This window comes from Streptomyces sp. NBC_01217 (assembly GCF_035994185.1).
Classification (GTDB): Bacteria; Actinomycetota; Actinomycetes; order Streptomycetales; family Streptomycetaceae; genus Streptomyces.
Genome location: NZ_CP108538.1, coordinates 6320458 through 6339230 on the forward strand (window position 1 = coordinate 6320458; position 18773 = coordinate 6339230).

The window sequence follows — 18773 nt, forward strand, 5'->3', positions numbered from 1 at the left end:
CCTGACATGAGTGACAACGCACCAGTCAGTGTGGTCGTCGTGGACGACCATCCCGCCATCCTCTCGGGCGTGGAGGCGTGGTACGCCGCATCGCGGCGGCCCATCACCGTGGTCGCGTCCGGCGGCTCCGTACGGGAAGCCTGGACCGCGCCGGGCAGCACGGCCGATGTCGTCCTCCTGGATCTGCAACTGGGCGAGGGCGGCCCCGCCTTCGGCAGCCTTCGAAGACTCGTCGACGCCGGTCGGCAGGTGGTCGTCTATTCGATGCGCGACGACGAGAAGACAGCGCTCAGCTGCCTGGACCTGGGAGCCGCGACCTTTCTGACCAAGAGCGAGGGCCGACAGCACCTGGTGGAGGCGACGCTGGCAGCAGCCGATGAGCGGCCCTACATGCCGCCCGCGCTGGCCGGCGCGCTGGGAACGAACACCCGAGCCGACCGTCCCCAGCTCTCCGTGCGCGAGGAGAACGTGCTCATCGAGTGGTTCCAGTCGGAGTCGAAGGAGCTGGTCGCGCAGCGTCTCGGCATCTCCGTACGGACGGTCAACTCGTATCTGGACCGGGTGCGGATCAAATACGCGAACGTCGGCCGCCCCGCGCGGACCAAGGCAAGCCTGGTGGCCCGCGCCATCCAGGACGGGCTGGTCGACGTGGACGACCTCTGAGCGAGGGCAAAGGGGACGGACAACCTCACTTCTCGCCGCCCACTGATGCTCACCGTGGACGACATCCACCCCGTCGACGAACCATCCTCGCGTGATCGAAGATCATGATTCCGGTGTTGGCGCCGCGGATCGTGTGAACCGGGGCACGCCCGGACCGCTGTGCAACCACGTCTCAATCGTCGCCCGCCGCGATCGCGGCGCACGTCGAACTTCTGGCTCTGCAGATTTGATTCGGGCACCCCGGGGCCAGGAAGCGGCTGTGCTGCCGGGGGAGTGGACGCAAGAGCGGCGCGACAGCACAACTTCAGCGACCGGCATCTCTATCGCCTTCCACCCGAACACGAGGGGTCGCAGGTCTCCTCTCTTCGGGTCCCGTACGGCAACGAACACTCCCAACTCGGCAATCTCCACGCAGTCGTTGGCGCCCCCACTGTCAGAGGGCGGTACGTGAGTTGATTTCCGGTCGTACTGGGGACCGCCGTGGAACATGGCCTGGTTCACCGGAATCCACAGCAGCAGGCCGGAGAAGCGGTGGGCGGCCAGGCGCGGCTCGTCGATCCGCAGCAGTCCGTCCTCGGCGAGACGTTGGAACGTGCCTGCCAGGGGTGGCCAGGACCCGCCCGAATCACCAGCCGCAAAGCAGGCCGGGGACCGGAAAGCCGTCAGTGTTGAGGCGTTCCCGGCGGTGGGTGGGCGTCGTTGAGTTACTCGCGGACCTGAGCGTTCACTGTGGGATGCGCGTCACCGCTGTCCGCGCCCAGGCCCGCGAGCAGGCGCAGCCCGTCCTCGGCGGGGCTGCCGGGGGCCGCGGACAGCACCAGCAGCTCCATGCCTGATTCGTCCGGTAGTGCGAAGTTCTCCTGGTGCAGCTCCAGCAGTCCGATCGCTGCACCTGAAGGAGAGACTGGAGCCAGCGGGCCGCACGGGTTTCGGGCTGCACGTGCGCGGCTGACCGCCGACGAGGGACAGGACGATTGGGGCGCGAACCCGAGGAGCAGCCCGTCGGTGGTGAGCCGGTCCTCGCGCCTGCCGGTATCGGCCTCGGCCTGGCCGATCCAGCCGCGCAGTGCCTCGGGACGGACGCCCAGCTCGGCGGCCATCCGCTTGAGCAGGGGCTTCGGCTCGGTGGTGCGGTACATCCGGACCGCACGCTCACGCAACTCCGGCGGATATTTCGCGGGGCAGTCATAGTCGAAGGTCCTCGACACGGCGCACGGGCGGTCCACCGCGCCTGGCGCACGCTCCCGCAGTAGCGAAGTGCCTCGGGAGCATCCCGGGGACTCTTCGGGGACTTTCACGCCTGTCCCGGGGAGTTTCTGGGGACTTTCCGCCGCGTAAGAAGGGAAGGCCCTGGCAGCGCTGAAAGACACGAATGCGCTGGTCAGGGCCTATTTTCCTAGCACTCGATGATGTTCACCGCGAGCCCGCCCCGCGCCGTCTCCTTGTACTTCACGCTCATGTCCGCGCCGGTCTCCTTCATGGTCTTGATGACCTTGTCGAGGGAGACCTTGTGGCTGCCGTCGCCGCGCAGCGCCATCTTCGCCGCCGTGACGGCCTTGACCGCGGCCATGCCGTTGCGCTCGATGCACGGGATCTGGACGAGACCGCCGACCGGGTCGCAGGTCAGGCCGAGGTTGTGCTCCATGCCGATCTCGGCGGCGTTCTCGACCTGCTCGGGGGTGCCGCCGAGGACCTCGGCGAGGGCGCCCGCGGCCATCGAGCAGGCGGAGCCGACCTCGCCCTGGCAGCCGACCTCGGCGCCGGAGATGGAGGCGTTCTCCTTGAAGAGCATGCCGATGGCGCCCGCGGCGAGGAGGAAGCGTACGACGCTGTCCTCCTTCTCGGCCTCGGTGGCGCCGCCGGACGCGAAGTTCATGTAGTAGTGCAGCACGGCGGGGATGATGCCCGCGGCGCCGTTGGTGGGCGCGGTGACGACGCGGCCGCCCGCCGCGTTCTCCTCGTTGACCGCCATCGCGTAGAGGGTGATCCACTCCATCGCGAGGGTCTGCGGGTTGCCCTCCGCACGCAGCTGGCGGGCGGTGTTCGCGGCGCGGCGGCGGACCTTGAGGCCGCCGGGCAGGATGCCCTCGCGGGACATGCCGCGCGAGACGCAGGCCTGCATGACGCGCCAGATGTCCAGCAGACCCGAGCGGATCTCGTCCTCGGTGCGCCAGGCCTTCTCGTTCTCCAGCATCAGCGAGGAGATGGACAGGCCGGTGTCCCGGGAGAGCCGCAGCAGTTCGTCGCCGGTGCGGAAGGGGTGCTTCAGCACGGTGTCGTCGAGGACGATCCGGTCCTCGCCGACCGCGTCCTCGTCGACGACGAAGCCGCCGCCGACGGAGTAGTACGTCTTCTCCAGCAGCAGGGCGCCCTCGTGGTCGAAGGCGAAGATCGTCATGCCGTTGGCGTGGTACGGCAGCGCCTTGCGGCGGTGCAGGATCAGCTGCTCGTCGGCGTCGAAGTCGATCTCGTGCATGCCGAGGAGATTGATCCGGCCGGTGGTACGGATCCGCTCCACCCGCTCGTCGGCGGACTCCACGTCGACGGTACGGGGCGACTCGCCCTCCAGGCCGAGCAGGACGGCCTTGGGGGTGCCGTGGCCGTGGCCGGTGGCGCCGAGCGAGCCGAACAGCTCGGCGCGTATCGAGGCGGTGTGGGCGATGAGGCCCTCGTTCTTCAGCCGGCGAGCGAACATACCGGCGGCGCGCATCGGGCCGACCGTATGGGAGCTGGACGGGCCGATGCCGATCGAGAACAGGTCGAAGACCGAGATGGCCACGGGAGACTCCTAAGGGTTGGTAGACGCCGTTGTCTGCCGGGTGGTGCGGTACGGGCCGGTCGGCCCGAAGAGCGGCGGGGCAAGGGATGGGGCACCGCGCTCACTGTCCAGTGTGCGTGGTGCCCCGCCCCAAACGTACGAAGAGGCGACCCGGACTACTTCAGACCGGGGTACAGCGGGAACTTCTCGGCCAGCGCGATGACGCGGGCCTTGAGGTCGTCGGCGTCGTAGGACGGCTTCAGGGCCGACGCGATGATCTCGGCGACCTCGGTGAAGTCCTCGGCCCGGAAGCCGCGGGTGGCCAGGGCCGGCGTGCCGATCCGCAGACCCGAGGTGACCATCGGCGGCCGCGGGTCGTTCGGGATGGCGTTGCGGTTGACCGTGATGCCCAGCTCGTGCAGCCGGTCCTCGGCCTGCTGGCCGTCCAGCTCGGAGTTGCGCAGGTCGACGAGGACCAGGTGGACGTCCGTACCGCCGGTGAGGACGGAGACACCGACCTCGGTGACGTCCGGCTGGACCAGACGCTCGGCGAGGATGCGGGCGCCCTCCAGGGTGCGCTGCTGGCGCTCCTTGAACTCCTCGGTCGCCGCGACCTTGAACGAGACCGCCTTGGCCGCGATCACGTGCTCCAGCGGACCGCCCTGCTGACCGGGGAAGACCGCGGAGTTGATCTTCTTGGCCAGCTCCTGCGTAGACAGGATGACGCCACCGCGCGGACCGCCGAGGGTCTTGTGCGTGGTGGTCGTGACGACATGGGCGTGCGGCACCGGGTTGGGGTGCAGACCCGCGGCCACCAGGCCGGCGAAGTGCGCCATGTCGACCATCAGGTACGCGCCGACCTCGTCCGCGATGCGGCGGAAGGCGGCGAAGTCCAGCTGACGGGGGTACGCGGACCAGCCGGCGACGATCAGCTTCGGCTTGGACTCCTTGGCCAGACGCTCGACCTCGGCCATGTCCACGACACCGGTCTCGTCGACGTGGTACGGGACCACGTTGTAGAGCTTGCCGGAGAAGTTGATCTTCATGCCGTGGGTCAGGTGACCGCCGTGGGCCAGGTTCAGGCCCATGATCGTGTCGCCCGGCTTCAGCAGCGCGAACATCGCGGCGGCGTTGGCCTGCGCACCGGAGTGCGGCTGGACGTTCGCGGCCTCGGCGCCGAACAGCGCCTTGATCCGGTCGATGGCGATCTGCTCGACCACGTCGACGTGCTCACAGCCGCCGTAGTAGCGGCGGCCCGGGTAGCCCTCGGCGTACTTGTTGGTGAGGACGGAGCCCTGGGCCTCCATGACCGCGACCGGAGCGAAGTTCTCCGAGGCGATCATTTCGAGGGTGGACTGCTGACGATGGAGCTCGGCGTCGACAGCGGCGGCGACGTCCGGGTCCAGCTCGTGGAGGGAGGAGTTGAGAAGCGACATCAGGTGGTCCCTTTGGGTCTCAGTTGCCGGAGAACTCGGTGTACTCGTCGGCGGAGAGCAGGTCCTTCGGCTCCTCCGCCACGCGTACCTTGAACAGCCAGCCGCCCTCGAAGGGAGCGGAGTTCACCAGCGACGGGTCGTCCACGACGGCCTGGTTCGCCTCGGTGACCTCACCGGTCACGGGCGAGTAGAGGTCGCTCACCGACTTGGTCGACTCCAGCTCGCCGCAGCTCTCGCCCGCGGTCACCGTCTCACCGACCTCGGGGAGCTGGGCGTAGACGACATCGCCGAGCGCGTTGGCGGCGAACTCGGTGATACCTACCGTGGCCACACCGTCCTCGACGGCCGACAGCCACTCGTGCTCCTTGCTGTAACGCAGCTGCTGGGGGTTGCTCATGGTCTGAATTCTCCTGTACGCGGGGGAGTGATGATGAACGGTGGTCTTACGGTGTGAGACGCGAATGCGTCACTTCCGAGATGCGCGGATGTCACTTCTGGCGCTTGTAGAACGGCAGCGCCACGACCTCGTACGGCTCGTGGGTGCCCCGGATGTCCACTCCGACGCCCGCGGTGCCGGGCGTGGCGTGCGCGGCGTCCACGTACGCGATGGCGATCGGCTTGCCCAGGGTGGGCGACGGGGCGCCCGAGGTGACCTCGCCGATGACCTCGCCCGCGGAGACGACCGAGAAACCTGCGCGCGGCACCCGACGGCCCTCGGCGATCAGGCCGACCAGCTTGCGCGGCGGGGCGGTCTCGGCGCGCTCGGCGGCGGCCTGGAGGGCCTTGCGGCCGACGAAGTCGCCCTCCTTCTCGAACTTCACGACCCGGCCGAGACCGGCGTCGAACGGGGTCAGCCCGGTGGTCAGCTCGTGCCCGTACAGCGGCATGCCCGCCTCCAGGCGCAGCGTGTCGCGGCAGGAGAGCCCGCACGGGATCAGACCGTGGGAGGCGCCCGCCTCGGTGAGGGCCTGCCACAGCTGCTCGGCGTGCTCGGGGGCGACGAACAGCTCGAAGCCGTCCTCGCCGGTGTAGCCGGTACGGGCGATCAGCGCGGGCACACCGGCGACCGTGCCGGGCAGACCGGCGTAGTACTTCAGGCCGTCCAGGTCGGCGTCGGTGACCGAGGCCAGGATGGCGGGGGACTCGGGGCCCTGGACAGCGAGCAGCGCGTACGCGTCGCGGTCGTCGCGCACCTCGGTGTCGAAGCCTTCGGCCCGCGCGGTCAGCGCGTCCAGCACGATCTGGGCGTTTCCGGCGTTGGCGACGACCATGTACTCGGTCTCACCGAGGCGGTAGACGATCAGGTCGTCCAGGATGCCGCCGTCCTCGGCGCAGATCATCGTGTAGCGGGCGCGGCCCTCGGCGACCGTGCCGATGTTGCCGACCAGCGCGAAGTTCAGGAAGGCCGCGGCCTCGGGGCCGGTGACGGTGATCTCGCCCATGTGCGACAGGTCGAAGAGACCGGCCTTGGTACGCACCGCGTTGTGCTCGTCGCGCTCGCTGGCGTACCGCAGGGGCATGTCCCAGCCCGCGAAGTCGGTCATGGTCGCGCCCAGCGAACGGTGCAGGCTGTCGAGGGCGGTGAGACGGGGGGCGGTGCTCATGGATATGGCTCCCAGGGCATGACGACGAGGACGATCCCTCCCCATCTGTCATCGGAACCTGAGAGGTTCGCCGAGAGCCCCCTGAAGGGTTCGGCTTGCACCTTGGGTGGAGCCGCAGAGCGGCCCGCTTTTCAGATCTGCCTCATCCACGCGGTACGGGGCCTGAGAGATTCAAGGGAGGAACTTGCTCCTTCGGCGCCCGGCACATGCAGTGACCGGAACTCTCCCGCGCGGATTCAAGCGGCCTTTATGCAGTTGGCCGGGTCATCATCGCACGCATCGCGCCGCAGCGGTGCCCCGGTCCCGTCATGGGAAAACAACGGCGTGGACGGTTGTGCCGCATTACCTTTTCTTTACACTTCATGGGCATACGTGGGGTGAGGGCGACAGGGGGAGGGGCGATGACGTTGCAGCGGTACGCGACGACCGCAGGGCTCGCGCAGGGCGCGATGCCCGCACAGCAGGGGGCTCCGGCCACGGATGCGCTGGGCACGCACGCGCCCGTCGTACGGGATCTGCGGCAGAGGGGCGGGCGCAGCCCGCGCAGCCTGCACTTCGCGCCGGGCGATGTGGTGGTGGTCTCCGGGCTGCCCGGCAGCGGCAAATCGACGCTCATCCGGCGGGCGGTCACCACGGTCCGCGCCATCGACTCCCAGGACACCCGGGACCGCTGGGCCCGGCGGATGCCCCGTTTACTTCCGTACGCCCTCTACCGTCCCCTCGTGCGCGCCGCCCACTACTGGGGGCTGTGGCGGGCGCTGCGCTCCGGCGAGTCCGTCGTCGTCCACGACTGCGGAACCCAGGCGTGGGTGCGCGGCTGGCTGGCCCGGGACGCGCGGCGACGCGGCCGCGTCCTGCACCTCGTCCTGCTCGACGTCACCCCGCAGACGGCACGGGAGGGCCAGCGGGAGCGCGGCCGAGGCGTCTCCGGATACGCGTTCGCCCGGCACCGCAAGGCGGTCGGCAGGCTGCTGCGGAACACCGAGACGGGCCTGCTGCCCCCCGGCTGCGCCTCGGCGGTGCTGCTGGACCGGGAAGCGGCGGGAAAGCTGGGCCGGATCTCGTTCGCGGACGTATAGGAAGGGGCGAGGAGCCCAGGGGCGCGGTGGCCGGACGTTAATCTTTCTGCCGGAAGGCCCGGGCGGGAACCGGAAGGCCCGGGCGAGAAGGGGAAGCGGGAAGCAGTGGACATTCCGGCACAGGTCCGGTCCCATCCGCAGAGCGGATGGCCGGCCAATGAGCTCGAAGAGGTGCTGATGGCCTCGGTGGGCAGCCCGGAGGCGGGCGGACGGCTCGTCGAGGTGCTCGGGCGCAGCCACGTCTGGGTGCCCCTTCCGAGTGGCGGCGGACCCGATTCCGCCGACCTGGACCTGCCCACGCTGGAGATCGAGGGCGCCGTGTACGTCCCCGTGTTCAGCTCCGAACAGCAGTTCCTCAGCTGTGTCGGCGCCCATATGTCCTTCACGGTCGCGCCCGCCCGCGAGTTCGCCCGCGGTCTGCCCCCGCAGCTCGGTATCGCCGTGAACCCCGGCGGCGCCGTGGGGATGCCGCTGCCGCCGCCCGCCGTGGCCGAGCTCTGCCGCACCGGACGCACCCCGCTGGACGGGCCGGCCAGCGGAGGCAGGGTCCGGCTGTACGAGCCGGCCTGGCAGGAGGAGCCCGTCGACTTCCTCGCCGCCGCGGCCGGCGAATTCGAGGAGAGCGGCGTCGTCCTCACCGCCCGCCGGGCGCTGGCCAGCATCGAGGGCGGCGAACCCGTCCTCTTCATCGGCGTCGAGTTCTCCACCTGGGAAGGCGCCGGGCGCAACGCTCCGATGGACGCCCTCGGCCGCGCGCTCGGCCGGGTCGAGGTGCCCTGGCCGGTCAATCTGGTCCTGCTCGACGTGGCACAGGACCCGGTCGGCGAATGGATGCGGGAGAAGCTCCGGCCGTTCTACCAGCGCGCGGCCCGGTAGCACCCGGGGGCGCCGGGGCCGCGTCGGTCCAAGGCGTCAAGTCGGTGTCAGGACTGGCGCATAAGCTGGTTTGATGGCTGGTGTGACGGCATCATGCCGCACCCGTGTGCCCCGGGAGCGGCGGGCCGACACAGTGGATCGAAGAGGGGCGGGACCAGGTGAGTGCGTCAGGCACCGCGGCGGCCGGGCAGGTCGAGCACATGCTGCGCCAAGTGACGCCCGGGCGCTACGACGCTTACGAGGCGCTGCTGCAGGCCCTCGCGAACGGCCGGATCTGGATGCTCCTCTGGCACGGCCAGGCCGGCTCTCCCGACGCCCAGTACGGGAACATGGAGATCGACGGCCTCGGCTACGCCCCCTGTGTGACCTCCGCCCAGGAGCTCTCGGCCAGCGGCTGGAACCGCGCCCATGAACTGGTCTCCGGCCGCGACATCGCCCGCGCCCTCTTCCCCGACCGCTGGGGCATCTGGCTCAACCCGCACGCCCCGGGCGGCGGCGTCGGCATCCCCTGGCTGGATCTGCGCCGGATCGCCACCGGCCTCGACCGGATGCCCGCGGGCCCGCTCCGGCTCACCGAGCCGGCCATCGAGATCCCGCAGTTCTACGCCCTGCTCACGCAGAACGCCCACCACACCCCCGCGATCCGCTCGCTGCGCCGAGCCTGGGTGCAGCCCGCGCTCGGCGTCCCGTATCTCGCCATCGGACTCGACCTCTACGACACGGGCCAGAGCTCGGTCGACGCGGTGCGCGCGATGATGCAGCAGTCGATCGGCGCGGTCCCGGACGGGCTGCCCGTCTCCACCGTCGCGATGTCCGACGAGTACGACCCGGTCGCGATGTGGCTGCGCGCCAACTCCCGCCCGTTCTACGACCGCGAGGCCCACGCCGCCCCGGCTGCCCCGGTGGCGGGCTACGGCTATCCGCCGCCCGCTCTTCCGTACTAGAGGACGCAGGGGCCGGGCGGTCCATGTGGCTTGGGGGCAGATGAGTCCTTGTGGTGCACATGTCCGCTCTGGTGGCAGGTGGACACAAAGGTGGCGTTGATGGCCCTACGTGACCTCTTCTGACTCAACTTCCCTCCGTCCGGCCGCCGTTCATTCACGTCCGGATAACGGATCAGTCCGTCATCATCACGGTTAGGCATCCATTCACCGCCAAGTCTGGCTACAGATCCAGGCGTCCATGAAGACTCCCGCAACAGGGATGCTCCGATCCCTGAACAGAGATGGACAGAGTCATGCCGCCACAGCGGTAAGTGCGTACCGGCCACCGCCGGTTGAGAGGGGTCCCTGCCACGATGACGGCACCATTGCACGAGCCGACCGCGGAGGTGGCCCCCATCGAGGGCTTCGAGGCCGGAGTCCCTGAGAAGGCGGTGCAGGGCCGATCCCTGGGCCGTATCGCCTGGGAGCGCCTGAAGCGGGACAAGCTGGCCCTCACCGGGGGCGTTGTGGTGCTGGTGCTGATTGTCATCGCACTGCTGGCCCCGGTGATCACGGACCTCGTCGGACAGTCGCCCAACGACCACCACGAAGAGCTGATCGACCCGCTCTTCTCCACGCCCACGGGCTCCTTCGGCGGCATCAGCTCCGAACACCTCCTCGGCGTAGAGCCCGTCAGCGGCCGCGACATCTTCGCCCGCATCATCTACGGCGCCCAGGTCTCGCTCCTGGTCGGCTTCCTCTCCGCCGTCGTCGCGATCGTCGTCGGCACCGTGCTCGGTGTACTGGCCGGCTACTTCGGCGGCTGGCTGGACGCGCTCATCAGCCGGGTGATGGACATGCTGCTCTCCTTCCCGCAGCTTCTGTTCATCATCGCGCTGGTCTCCGTCATGCCGAACGAGATGCTCGGTCTGTCGGGCAGCGGGGTCCGCCTGTTCGTGATGATCCTGGTCATCGGCTTCTTCGGCTGGCCGTACGTCGGCCGTGTGGTGCGCGGACAGACGCTGTCGCTGCGCGAACGCGAGTACGTGGACGCGGCCCGCAGTCTCGGGGCCGGGCGGATCCACATCCTGTTCAAGGAGCTCATGCCCAACCTCATCGCGCCCATCATCGTGTACGCCACGATGATGATCCCCACGAACATCCTCACAGAGGCGGCCCTGAGCTTCCTGGGCGTCGGCGTCAAGCCGCCCTCCGCCTCCTGGGGGGAGATGCTGTCGGCTGCTCTGAGTTACTACGAGTCCGACCCGATGTACATGATCATCCCGGGCGTGGCCATCTTCATCACCGTGCTCTCCTTCAACCTCTTCGGCGATGGCGTACGCGATGCGCTCGACCCGAAGGGCACTCGTTAACTGCCGTACCGCGGAGCCCGTGCACCGCACGGGCCGCTTCTACACACGGAGGATCCGAATCGTGACTACCCGACGGAATGCACGGCGCAAGCAGGCCGTGGCCGCTGCTGCCGTGGTCGCTGCGCTGCTTTCCACGGCGGCGTGCGGCGGCGGAGACAACGATGGCAAGGGCAAGGACGGCAAGAGCGCGGCGGCCGGCTTCGACGCCGCCAACAACAAGATTGCCAATGCCTCGACGAAGACGGGCGGCACGCTCAAGTACGCCGGTGCGCAGGATGCCGACTCCTGGGACACCACGCGTGGCTACTACGGCTTCGTGTGGAACTTCATGCGCTACTACAGCCGTCAGCTCGTGACCAGCAAGACGGAGCCCGGTGCCGCCGGTACGGAGCTCACGCCGGACCTCGCCACCGAGCGCGCCAAGATCAGCGACGACGGCAAGACCTACACGTACACCCTGCGCGACGGGATCACGTGGGAGGACGGCAAGCCGATCACCTCCCAGGACATCAAGTACGGCATCGAGCGCCAGTGGGCGCAGGACGTGCTGTCCGGCGGCCCGGTCTACCTGCGTGACATCCTCGACCCCAAGGGCGAGTACAAGGGTCCGTACAAGGACACCTCGAAGGACAAGCTGGGCCTGAAGGCCATCGAGACGCCGGACGCGAAGACCATCATCTTCAAGCTGCCGACGGCGAACTCGGACTTCGAGGAGATCCTGGCGCTGACCTCGTCCTCGCCGGTCCGTCAGGACAAGGACACCAAGTCGAAGTACGGCCTCAAGCCGTTCTCGTCCGGCCCGTACAAGTTCGAGTCGTACACCCCGAACAAGTCCCTCGTGCTGGTCCGCAACGAGAACTGGAAGCAGGACTCCGACCCGGTCCGCAAGGCGCTGCCGGACAAGATCACGCTGGACCTGTTCTCCAACGCCGACGACATGGACAACCGCCTGATCGCGGGCGACTTCGACCTGGACATCAACCAGACGGGTCTCTCCCCGCAGGGCCGTATCAAGGCGCTCAAGGAGCACAAGGCCAACCTGGACAACCCGGTCTCCGGCTACATCCGTTACGCGGTCTTCCCGCAGAACGTGGCGCCGTTCGACAACATCGAGTGCCGCAAGGCCGTGATCTACGGAGCCGACCACAAGTCGCTCCAGACGGCGCGCGGTGGCCCGGTCGCCGGTGGCGACATCGGCACCAACATGCTGCCCCCGTCGGTGCCCGGCTCCGAGGGGCAGAAGTACGACCCGTACGGCACCGCCGCCAACGACGGTGCGCCGGACGTCACCAAGGCCAAGGCCGCGCTGAAGGCCTGCGGGAAGCCGAACGGCTTCTCGACCACCATCGCGGTGCGTAACAACAAGCCGGTCGAGGTGGCCACCGCCGAGTCGCTGCAGGCCTCGCTGGACAAGATCGGCATCAAGGTCGACATCGACAAGTACGACGGTTCGCAGACCTCGGGCATCATCGGCAACCCGACCGTGGTCAAGAAGAAGAACTACGGGATCATCATCATGGGCTGGGGCCCGGACTTCCCGTCGGTCCAGGGTTACGGCGCGCCGCTGTGGGACAGCAGCTACATCCTCGAAAGCGGCAACAACAACTTCGCCATGATCAAGGACAAGGCGATCGACGCCAACTTCGACAAGTTCTCCACCGAGCTCGACCCGGAGAAGAAGAAGGCGATCTCCACGGAGATCAACCACCAGGTGATGGAGGGCGCGTACTACCTGCCCTTCGTCTTCGAGAAGTTCATCAACTGGCGCTCGCCGCGGCTGACGAACGTCTACACCACGGACGCCTACAGCGGTATGTACGACTTCACCAGCCTGGGCGTCGTGAAGTAACCACCCCTCCGGCACACCCGCCGTACGGCACGAAAGGCAGGTGAAGGCCGGAGCGGTGCGGTCGCGGGCCATCGGACGACCTCCGGTGGCCCGAGGCCCCCCCGCCGGGCCGAGAGCAGTGCTCACATACCTCATCAGGCGGCTCATGGCCGTCGCAGTAATGCTTGTGGTCATCGTCGTGGTGGTCTTCTGCATTTTCTTCCTCATCCCCAAGTGGACCGGCGTCGACCCCGCCACGATGTACGTGGGCAAGACCTCGGACGCGGCGGCCGTCGAAGGCATCCGGCAGAAGCTCCAGCTGGGCGAACCGATCTATGTCCAGGTCCTGGAGTTCTTCAAGGGCATCTTCGTCGGGCGTACCTACTCCTCGGGCGGCGACGTCACGGAGTGCGCCGCGCCCTGCTTCGGCTACTCCTTCCGCAGTGAGCAGGCCATCTGGCCGGTGCTCACCGACCGCCTTCCGGTGACCATGGCGCTCGCCCTCGGCGCGGCCGTTCTGTGGCTGCTGTTCGGGGTCGCGGCCGGTGTGCTCTCCGCGCTCAAGCGGGGCACGCTGTGGGACCGTTCGGCGATGGTGGTCGCCCTCTCCGGCGTCTCGCTGCCGATCTTCTTCACCGCCATGCTCTCGCTCGCGATCTTCGACTACGGCCTCGGCTGGGTCGATTCCGGGTTCGTCGCCTTCGGGGAGAATCCGGGAGCCTGGTTCCAGGGCATGCTGCTGCCCTGGGTGACACTCGCCTTCCTGTACGCGGCGATGTACGCCCGGATCACTCGCGCCACCATGCTCGAAGTCATGGGCGAGGACTACATCCGCACGGCCCGGGCCAAGGGCCTCAGCGAACCGGTGGTCATCGGCAAGCACGCCATGCGCTCGACCATGACCCCGATCCTGACCATGCTCGGCATGGACCTCGGCGCCCTGATCGGCGGCGCGATCCTGACCGAGACCGCGTTCAGCCTTCCCGGCCTCGGCCAGGCGGTGCTCAAGGCGATCAGCGAACGCGATCTCCCGGTGATCCTCGGCGTCACCCTGATCACCTCGCTCGCGGTGATCGTCGCCAACCTCGTCGTGGACATTCTGTACGCCGTGATCGACCCCCGAGTGAGGCTGTCATGACCGAGCTGAGCAAGAGCGGAGCCGCCGTGGGCGAGCCGGTCGCCTCCGCCTCGCCCTCCCCCGACGCCTTCCTCGACGTACGCGATCTGAAGGTGCACTTCCCGACCGACGACGGCCTGGTCAAGTCCGTCGACGGGCTCAGTTTCACGCTGGAGAAGGGCAAGACCCTCGGCATCGTGGGCGAGTCCGGCTCCGGCAAGTCCGTGACCTCGCTCGGCATCATGGGCCTGCACACCGCCGGCCAGTACGGCAAGCGCAAGGCCCAGCTCTCCGGCGAGATCTGGCTGAACGGCAAGGAACTGCTGTCCGCCGACCCCGACGAGGTGCGCAGGCTGCGCGGCCGCGACATGGCCATGATCTTCCAGGACCCGCTGTCCGCGCTGCACCCGTACTACACGATCGGCAAGCAGATCGTGGAGGCGTACCGCGTCCACCACGACGTGGACAAGAAGACCGCCCGCAAGCGCGCGATCGAGATGCTCGACCGGGTCGGCATCCCGCAGCCCGACAAGCGCGTCGACAGCTACCCGCACGAGTTCTCCGGCGGGATGCGCCAGCGCGCGATGATCGCCATGTCGCTGGTCAACAACCCCGAGCTGCTGATCGCGGACGAGCCGACGACCGCGCTGGACGTGACCGTCCAGGCGCAGATCCTCGACCTGATCCGGGACCTGCAGAAGGAGTTCGGCTCCGCGGTCATCATCATCACCCACGACCTGGGCGTCGTGGCCGAGCTCGCCGACGACATCCTGGTGATGTACGGCGGGCGCTGCATCGAGCGCGGACCGGCCGAGAAGGTGTTCTACGAGCCCCGGCACCCCTACACCTGGGGTCTGCTGGGTTCCATGCCGCGCCTGGACCGGGAACAGACCGATCGGCTCATCCCGGTCAAGGGCTCCCCGCCCTCGCTCATCAACATCCCGTCGGGGTGCGCCTTCAACCCGCGCTGCCCCTACGCGGATCTGCCCAAGGACGACGTCACCCGCACCGTACGGCCCGAGCTGCAGGAGGTCGGCAGCCGGCACTCGGCCGCCTGCCACCTGTCGCAGGAGCAGCGGGAGCGTATCTGGACCGAAGAGATTGCGCCCAAGCTGTGAGCGAGGACAAAAGCGAGGACAAAGCGGTGACGAGCCAGGACAAGAGCGTTGACGTTCCGGCGCAGCGGGCCTCCGCGAAGGGTGCCTCCCCGGAGGTGCTGCTCAAGGTGACCGGGCTGCAGAAGCACTTCCCCATCAGGAAGGGCCTGCTCCAGCGCAACGCCGGTGCCGTGAAGGCCGTCGACGGGATCGACTTCGAGGTGCACGCGGGCGAGACCCTGGGTGTCGTCGGGGAGTCCGGCTGCGGAAAGTCGACGATGGGCCGGCTGATCACCCGGCTGCTCGAACCCAGCGCGGGGAGCATCGAGTTCGAGGGGAGGGACATCACGCACCTCGGCGTGGGCGGCATGCGCCCGATGCGCCGGGACATGCAGATGATCTTCCAGGACCCGTACTCCTCGCTGAACCCCCGGCACACGATCGGCACGATCGTCAGCGCTCCCTTCAAGCTCCAGGGCGTCAAGCCCGAGGGCGGCGTCAAGAAGGAGGTGCAGCGGCTGCTGGAGGTCGTGGGCCTCAACCCCGAGCACTACAACCGCTACCCGCACGAGTTCTCCGGCGGTCAGCGCCAGCGCATCGGGATCGCCCGCGCGCTCGCGCTCAACCCCAAGCTGGTCGTGGCGGACGAGCCGGTGTCGGCGCTGGACGTCTCGATCCAGGCGCAGGTGGTGAACCTGCTCGACGACCTCCAGACCGAGCTGGGTCTGACGTACGTGATCATCGCCCATGACCTCTCGGTCGTCCGGCACGTCTCGGACCGGATCGCGGTGATGTACCTCGGCAAGATCGTGGAGCTGGCCGACCGCGAGTCGCTGTACAAGGCGCCGATGCACCCGTACACCAAGGCGCTGCTCTCGGCGGTCCCGATCCCGGACCCGAGGCGGCGTTCGGCCAAGAGCGAGCGCATTCTGCTGAAGGGCGACGTGCCGTCGCCGATCTCGCCGCCCAGCGGCTGCCGCTTCCACACCCGGTGCTGGAAGGCGACGGAGATCTGCAAGACGCAGGAGCCGCCGCTGGTCGCGCTGAAGACCGGGCACCAGGTGGCCTGCCACCACCCGGAGAACGCGCCCGACCAGGTCCCGGGCGAGACGGTGACGGCGGAGGCACGGGAGGCGATCGAGATCGTCACGGTGGGCGAGCCGGAGGCCGTCGAGGTCGTCGAATCCGCTTCCGCTTCCGCTTCCGCTTCCGACGAGGACGTCGCCGAGTCCGCTTCCGACGACGGCGCCGCGTCGTCCGGAAAGCCGGAGGACAGCCCCAAGGAGTAGTACCGGCACAATTGGCCGGTGCTCAACGAACTGTTCACGCCCTCCGTCCAGCATGCGCTCGACATCGTCGGAATCTTCGTCTTCGCGATCTCCGGCGCTCTGCTCGCCGTACGCAAGAACTTCGATGTCTTCGGCATCGCGGTACTCGCCGAGGTCACCGCGCTGGGCGGGGGGCTGTTCCGTGACATCGTCATCGGGGCGGTCCCGCCCGCGGCGTTCACGGACCTCGGCTACTTCACGACCCCGCTCCTCGCCGCCGTCCTGGTGTTCTTTCTGCATCCGCACGTCGAACGGATCCAGGTGGGCGTCAATGTCTTCGACGCCGCCGGCCTCGGGCTTTTCTGCGTCACGGGCACGGTCAAGGCGTACGACTACGGCCTCGGCCTCACGGCGTCGGCCGCCCTGGGACTGGCCACCGCGGCAGGCGGCGGTGTGCTGCGCGACGTACTGGCCAACGAGGTGCCCTCGCTGCTGCGCTGGGACCGCGACCTGTACGCGGTGCCCGCGATCGTCGGCGCCACGATGATCGTGCTGTGCATCCGCTTCGACGCGCTCAACGCGTTCACCAGCGGCACCGCGGTGATCATGACCTTCGTGCTCCGGCTGCTCTCGATGCGCTACCACCTGCGTGCCCCGCGCGCCTACAACCGGCGGTCGGCGACGGCCGAGGGGCCCGCGGCCACCTGACAGGGACATCGGCGGGGACATCGGCGGGGACAGCGGCCGGGACAGCGGCCGGGTGCGCCGACATCTCCCGGCCATAAAAAGCTACCGCTCAGTAATACAATCGGTGTACGGTGCATCGCATGGCACAGGCAGCAGAGCAGGCGGCGCGGACCGCGCAGGCAACCATCGGGGACAGCGAGTTCGACCGGGACACCGCAGTCACCCTTCGCGAGGAAGGCGTCTACGACGCCGAGCTCTCCGCCGGATGGACGATCATCCACGCCGTCAACGGCGGCTATCTGCTGGCCATGCTCGGCCGGGCGCTCGGCGAGGCGTTGCCGCACCCCGACCCCTTCTCGGTCTCCGCGCACTACCTCACCGTATCCGTACCGGGCCCCGCGGTGATCCGCACCCAGACGGTCCGCACCGGCCGCACCCTCTCCACCGGCCAGGCCTCCCTCTTCCAGTACGCGCAGGACGGCACCGAGGTCGAGCGCATCCGCGTCATCGCCACCTATGGCGATCTGGACGCGCTGTCCGACGAGGTCCGCACCGCGGCGAAGCCGCCGGCCATCCCGCCGCTGGAGCACTGCCTCGGCCCGAGCGACGGCCCGGCCGCGATCCCCGGCAGCTCCGCCATCACCGAGCGGCTCGACATCAGGCTCGACCCGGCGACGATCGGCTGGGCCATCGGCGCCCCCTCCGGCAAGGGCGAGATGCGCGGCTGGTTCGGCCTCGCGGACGGCCGTGACGCCGACCCGCTCTCGCTGCTGCTCACCGTCGACGCGCTGCCGCCCACCTCGTTCGAACTGGGTCTCAAGGGCTGGACGCCGACCATCGAACTCACCACCCACATCCGCTGCCGCCCCGTCCCGGGCCCGCTGCGCGTCTCCATCACCACCCGCAACCTCGCGGGCGGCTTCCTGGAGGAGGACGCGGACGTCTGGGACAGCGCGGACCGGTTGGTGGCCCAGTCCCGCCAGCTGGCCCGGGCGCCGCGTTCCTGATGTGCTCCTGAAGCCCTCCTGAGGGGGCGAGGGCCGACGGGACTCCGGACGGGCCCCGGGGGGGATGGGTCCTAGGGCCCGTCCGTGCCGTCCAGCCAGTGCTGCCGGCCGAGCGTGACCAGTCTCAGCCGGCGGCGGGCCACCCCTGTCACCTGCCGCTCGCCGTCGGGCCCCGCGTCCAGCAGCGCCGAGGCCGTGAGCACCATGTGGTCGACGTACAGGCCGCCCAGCATCAGCAGATCCTCGCCGCTCCAGCCCCGGGACCGCGGCTCCTCGGCGAGCACCGCCGCCACCTCCTCGGCGAACCGCCGCAGTTGAGCCGCTATGGCCTCGCGGACCGGGCGCACGCCGCCGTGCTGCTCACGGGCGATGAACCGGAAGTGGGCGGGCTGCTCACGCACATGACGCGCTATCAGTTCGACGCTGCGGTCCAGCCGCTCCTCGCTGTCGCCGGTCTCGGCGAGCGTCGCGGCGATCATTCCGTGCAGGCTGCCCAGCGTCTCATCGACGAGCGCCACGCCGAGCGCGGCGGTGTCGTCGAAGTGCCGGTAGAAGGCGGTGGGCGTGACGCCCGCGGCCCGGGTCACCTCGCGCAGCCCCAGGCTGCTGAGGCTCTGGTGCTCCAGGAGTCCGAGCGCGGCATCCAACAGTGACTGACGGGTTCTCAACTTCTGGGTCTGGCGGATGCCGACGATGTGACTCATGCCATTCAGTAAACAACTGTTCTCCGGAGTGGGGAAGGGGTGACCGGGTCTAGAGTGACAAGTCAGTGAACAGTCGTGCTCTCAAAGGTCCCTGGAGGGCTCACGGGTTCGTCGAGAGCTCAGAGAAAGGCTGAACATGATCGTCCTCGTCGCCACCCTGCTCCTGCTCGGGGTCGTACTCGGAGCGGTGGTCCAGATTCCGCTCCCGGTCAGCCTCGCGCTCGCCGCCGTGATCGCCTGCTGGCTGCTGATCTTCGCCGTACGGGAACGACTGGGTGCACAGCGCAGGTCCCGGTGACGGTCGATCCGCCTGCCGTTGCGATCACTGCCTCGACCATCGATCCGAAGGAGCT

General features: G+C 68.7%; 18 protein-coding genes, 2 pseudogenes and 1 riboswitch. Of the genes and pseudogenes, 12 read left to right on the plus strand and 8 right to left on the minus strand.

Features of this window, described 5'->3' with window-relative positions; translation table 11 throughout:
- Positions 1-6 precede the first annotated feature (6 nt).
- Positions 7-663: a response regulator transcription factor gene (locus OG507_RS28365; protein WP_327369982.1), complete on the plus strand. Its 657-nt coding sequence runs from the start codon at positions 7-9 to the stop codon at positions 661-663.
- A 102-nt stretch (positions 664-765) separates the two neighbouring features.
- Here OG507_RS28365 and OG507_RS28370 read toward each other — a convergent pair whose 3' ends face one another.
- The 7 genes and pseudogenes from OG507_RS28370 to gcvT form a co-directional block, all read right to left on the minus strand.
- Entirely contained in the window at positions 766-1329 is a 564-nt protein-coding gene (locus OG507_RS28370; RefSeq protein WP_327372132.1) for a TetR/AcrR family transcriptional regulator C-terminal domain-containing protein, read from the minus strand.
- Between the two features lie 38 nt (positions 1330-1367).
- Positions 1368-1547 (minus strand): annotated as a pseudogene (locus OG507_RS28375) (MmyB family transcriptional regulator); the annotation flags it as partial.
- Between the two features lie 141 nt (positions 1548-1688).
- Positions 1689-2033: pseudogene (locus tag OG507_RS28380) on the minus strand (transposase); the annotation flags it as partial.
- Between the two features lie 26 nt (positions 2034-2059).
- A complete protein-coding gene (locus OG507_RS28385; protein ID WP_327369983.1) occupies positions 2060-3442 on the minus strand; it encodes an L-serine ammonia-lyase in 1383 nt (460 codons plus the stop codon).
- Between the two features lie 155 nt (positions 3443-3597).
- Positions 3598-4857: a serine hydroxymethyltransferase gene (glyA, locus tag OG507_RS28390; RefSeq protein ID WP_327369984.1), complete on the minus strand. Its 1260-nt coding sequence runs from the start codon at positions 4855-4857 to the stop codon at positions 3598-3600.
- Between the two features lie 19 nt (positions 4858-4876).
- The gene (gene gcvH / locus OG507_RS28395; RefSeq protein ID WP_327369985.1) at positions 4877-5254 is read right to left on the minus strand and encodes a glycine cleavage system protein GcvH; all 378 of its coding nucleotides are present in this window, start codon (positions 5252-5254) and stop codon (positions 4877-4879) included.
- Between the two features lie 91 nt (positions 5255-5345).
- Positions 5346-6461, minus strand: a complete 1116-nt coding sequence (gene gcvT / locus OG507_RS28400; RefSeq protein WP_327369986.1) for a glycine cleavage system aminomethyltransferase GcvT — start codon at positions 6459-6461, stop codon at positions 5346-5348.
- A gap of 141 nt (positions 6462-6602) precedes the next feature.
- A riboswitch (glycine riboswitch) is annotated at positions 6603-6700 on the minus strand.
- Positions 6701-6862: 162 nt separating this feature from the next.
- Here gcvT and OG507_RS28405 point away from each other — a divergent pair.
- The 10 genes from OG507_RS28405 (at position 6863) to OG507_RS28450 (ending at position 17716) form a co-directional block, all read left to right on the plus strand.
- On the plus strand, positions 6863-7540 hold the full coding sequence (locus OG507_RS28405; RefSeq protein ID WP_327369987.1) for an AAA family ATPase: 678 nt from the start codon (positions 6863-6865) through the stop codon (positions 7538-7540).
- Positions 7541-7645: 105 nt separating this feature from the next.
- A complete protein-coding gene (locus OG507_RS28410) occupies positions 7646-8416 on the plus strand; it encodes an enhanced serine sensitivity protein SseB (RefSeq protein ID WP_327369988.1) in 771 nt (256 codons plus the stop codon).
- A 158-nt stretch (positions 8417-8574) separates the two neighbouring features.
- Positions 8575-9360 (plus strand): enhanced serine sensitivity protein SseB C-terminal domain-containing protein, encoded by a 786-nt coding sequence (locus tag OG507_RS28415; protein ID WP_327369989.1) that lies wholly within the window; start codon positions 8575-8577, stop codon positions 9358-9360.
- A gap of 353 nt (positions 9361-9713) precedes the next feature.
- On the plus strand, positions 9714-10712 hold the full coding sequence (locus tag OG507_RS28420; protein ID WP_327369990.1) for an ABC transporter permease: 999 nt from the start codon (positions 9714-9716) through the stop codon (positions 10710-10712).
- 61 nt (positions 10713-10773) lie between these two features.
- Positions 10774-12561 (plus strand): ABC transporter substrate-binding protein, encoded by a 1788-nt coding sequence (locus OG507_RS28425; RefSeq protein WP_442811033.1) that lies wholly within the window; start codon positions 10774-10776, stop codon positions 12559-12561.
- Positions 12562-12679: 118 nt separating this feature from the next.
- The gene (locus OG507_RS28430) at positions 12680-13678 is read left to right on the plus strand and encodes an ABC transporter permease (protein WP_327369991.1); all 999 of its coding nucleotides are present in this window, start codon (positions 12680-12682) and stop codon (positions 13676-13678) included.
- Positions 13675-14775, plus strand: coding sequence for an ABC transporter ATP-binding protein (locus tag OG507_RS28435; protein WP_327369992.1), 1101 nt, complete (start codon positions 13675-13677; stop codon positions 14773-14775). The genes OG507_RS28430 and OG507_RS28435 overlap by 4 nt, the downstream gene beginning before the upstream one ends.
- Positions 14776-14801: 26 nt before the next feature.
- Positions 14802-16043: an ABC transporter ATP-binding protein gene (locus OG507_RS28440; protein WP_327369993.1), complete on the plus strand. Its 1242-nt coding sequence runs from the start codon at positions 14802-14804 to the stop codon at positions 16041-16043.
- 18 nt (positions 16044-16061) lie between these two features.
- Positions 16062-16730 (plus strand): trimeric intracellular cation channel family protein, encoded by a 669-nt coding sequence (locus tag OG507_RS28445; RefSeq protein WP_327369994.1) that lies wholly within the window; start codon positions 16062-16064, stop codon positions 16728-16730.
- Between the two features lie 119 nt (positions 16731-16849).
- Complete coding sequence (locus tag OG507_RS28450; protein WP_327369995.1) at positions 16850-17716, plus strand: thioesterase family protein; 867 nt, start codon at positions 16850-16852, stop codon at positions 17714-17716.
- A gap of 71 nt (positions 17717-17787) precedes the next feature.
- Here the strand turns inward: OG507_RS28450 and OG507_RS28455 are convergent, their stop codons facing one another.
- On the minus strand, positions 17788-18420 hold the full coding sequence (locus OG507_RS28455) for a TetR family transcriptional regulator (protein ID WP_327369996.1): 633 nt from the start codon (positions 18418-18420) through the stop codon (positions 17788-17790).
- A 136-nt stretch (positions 18421-18556) separates the two neighbouring features.
- Between OG507_RS28455 and OG507_RS28460 the strand changes: the two genes are divergently transcribed.
- Entirely contained in the window at positions 18557-18718 is a 162-nt protein-coding gene (locus OG507_RS28460) for a hypothetical protein (RefSeq protein WP_327369997.1), read from the plus strand.
- Positions 18719-18773 lie beyond the last annotated feature (55 nt).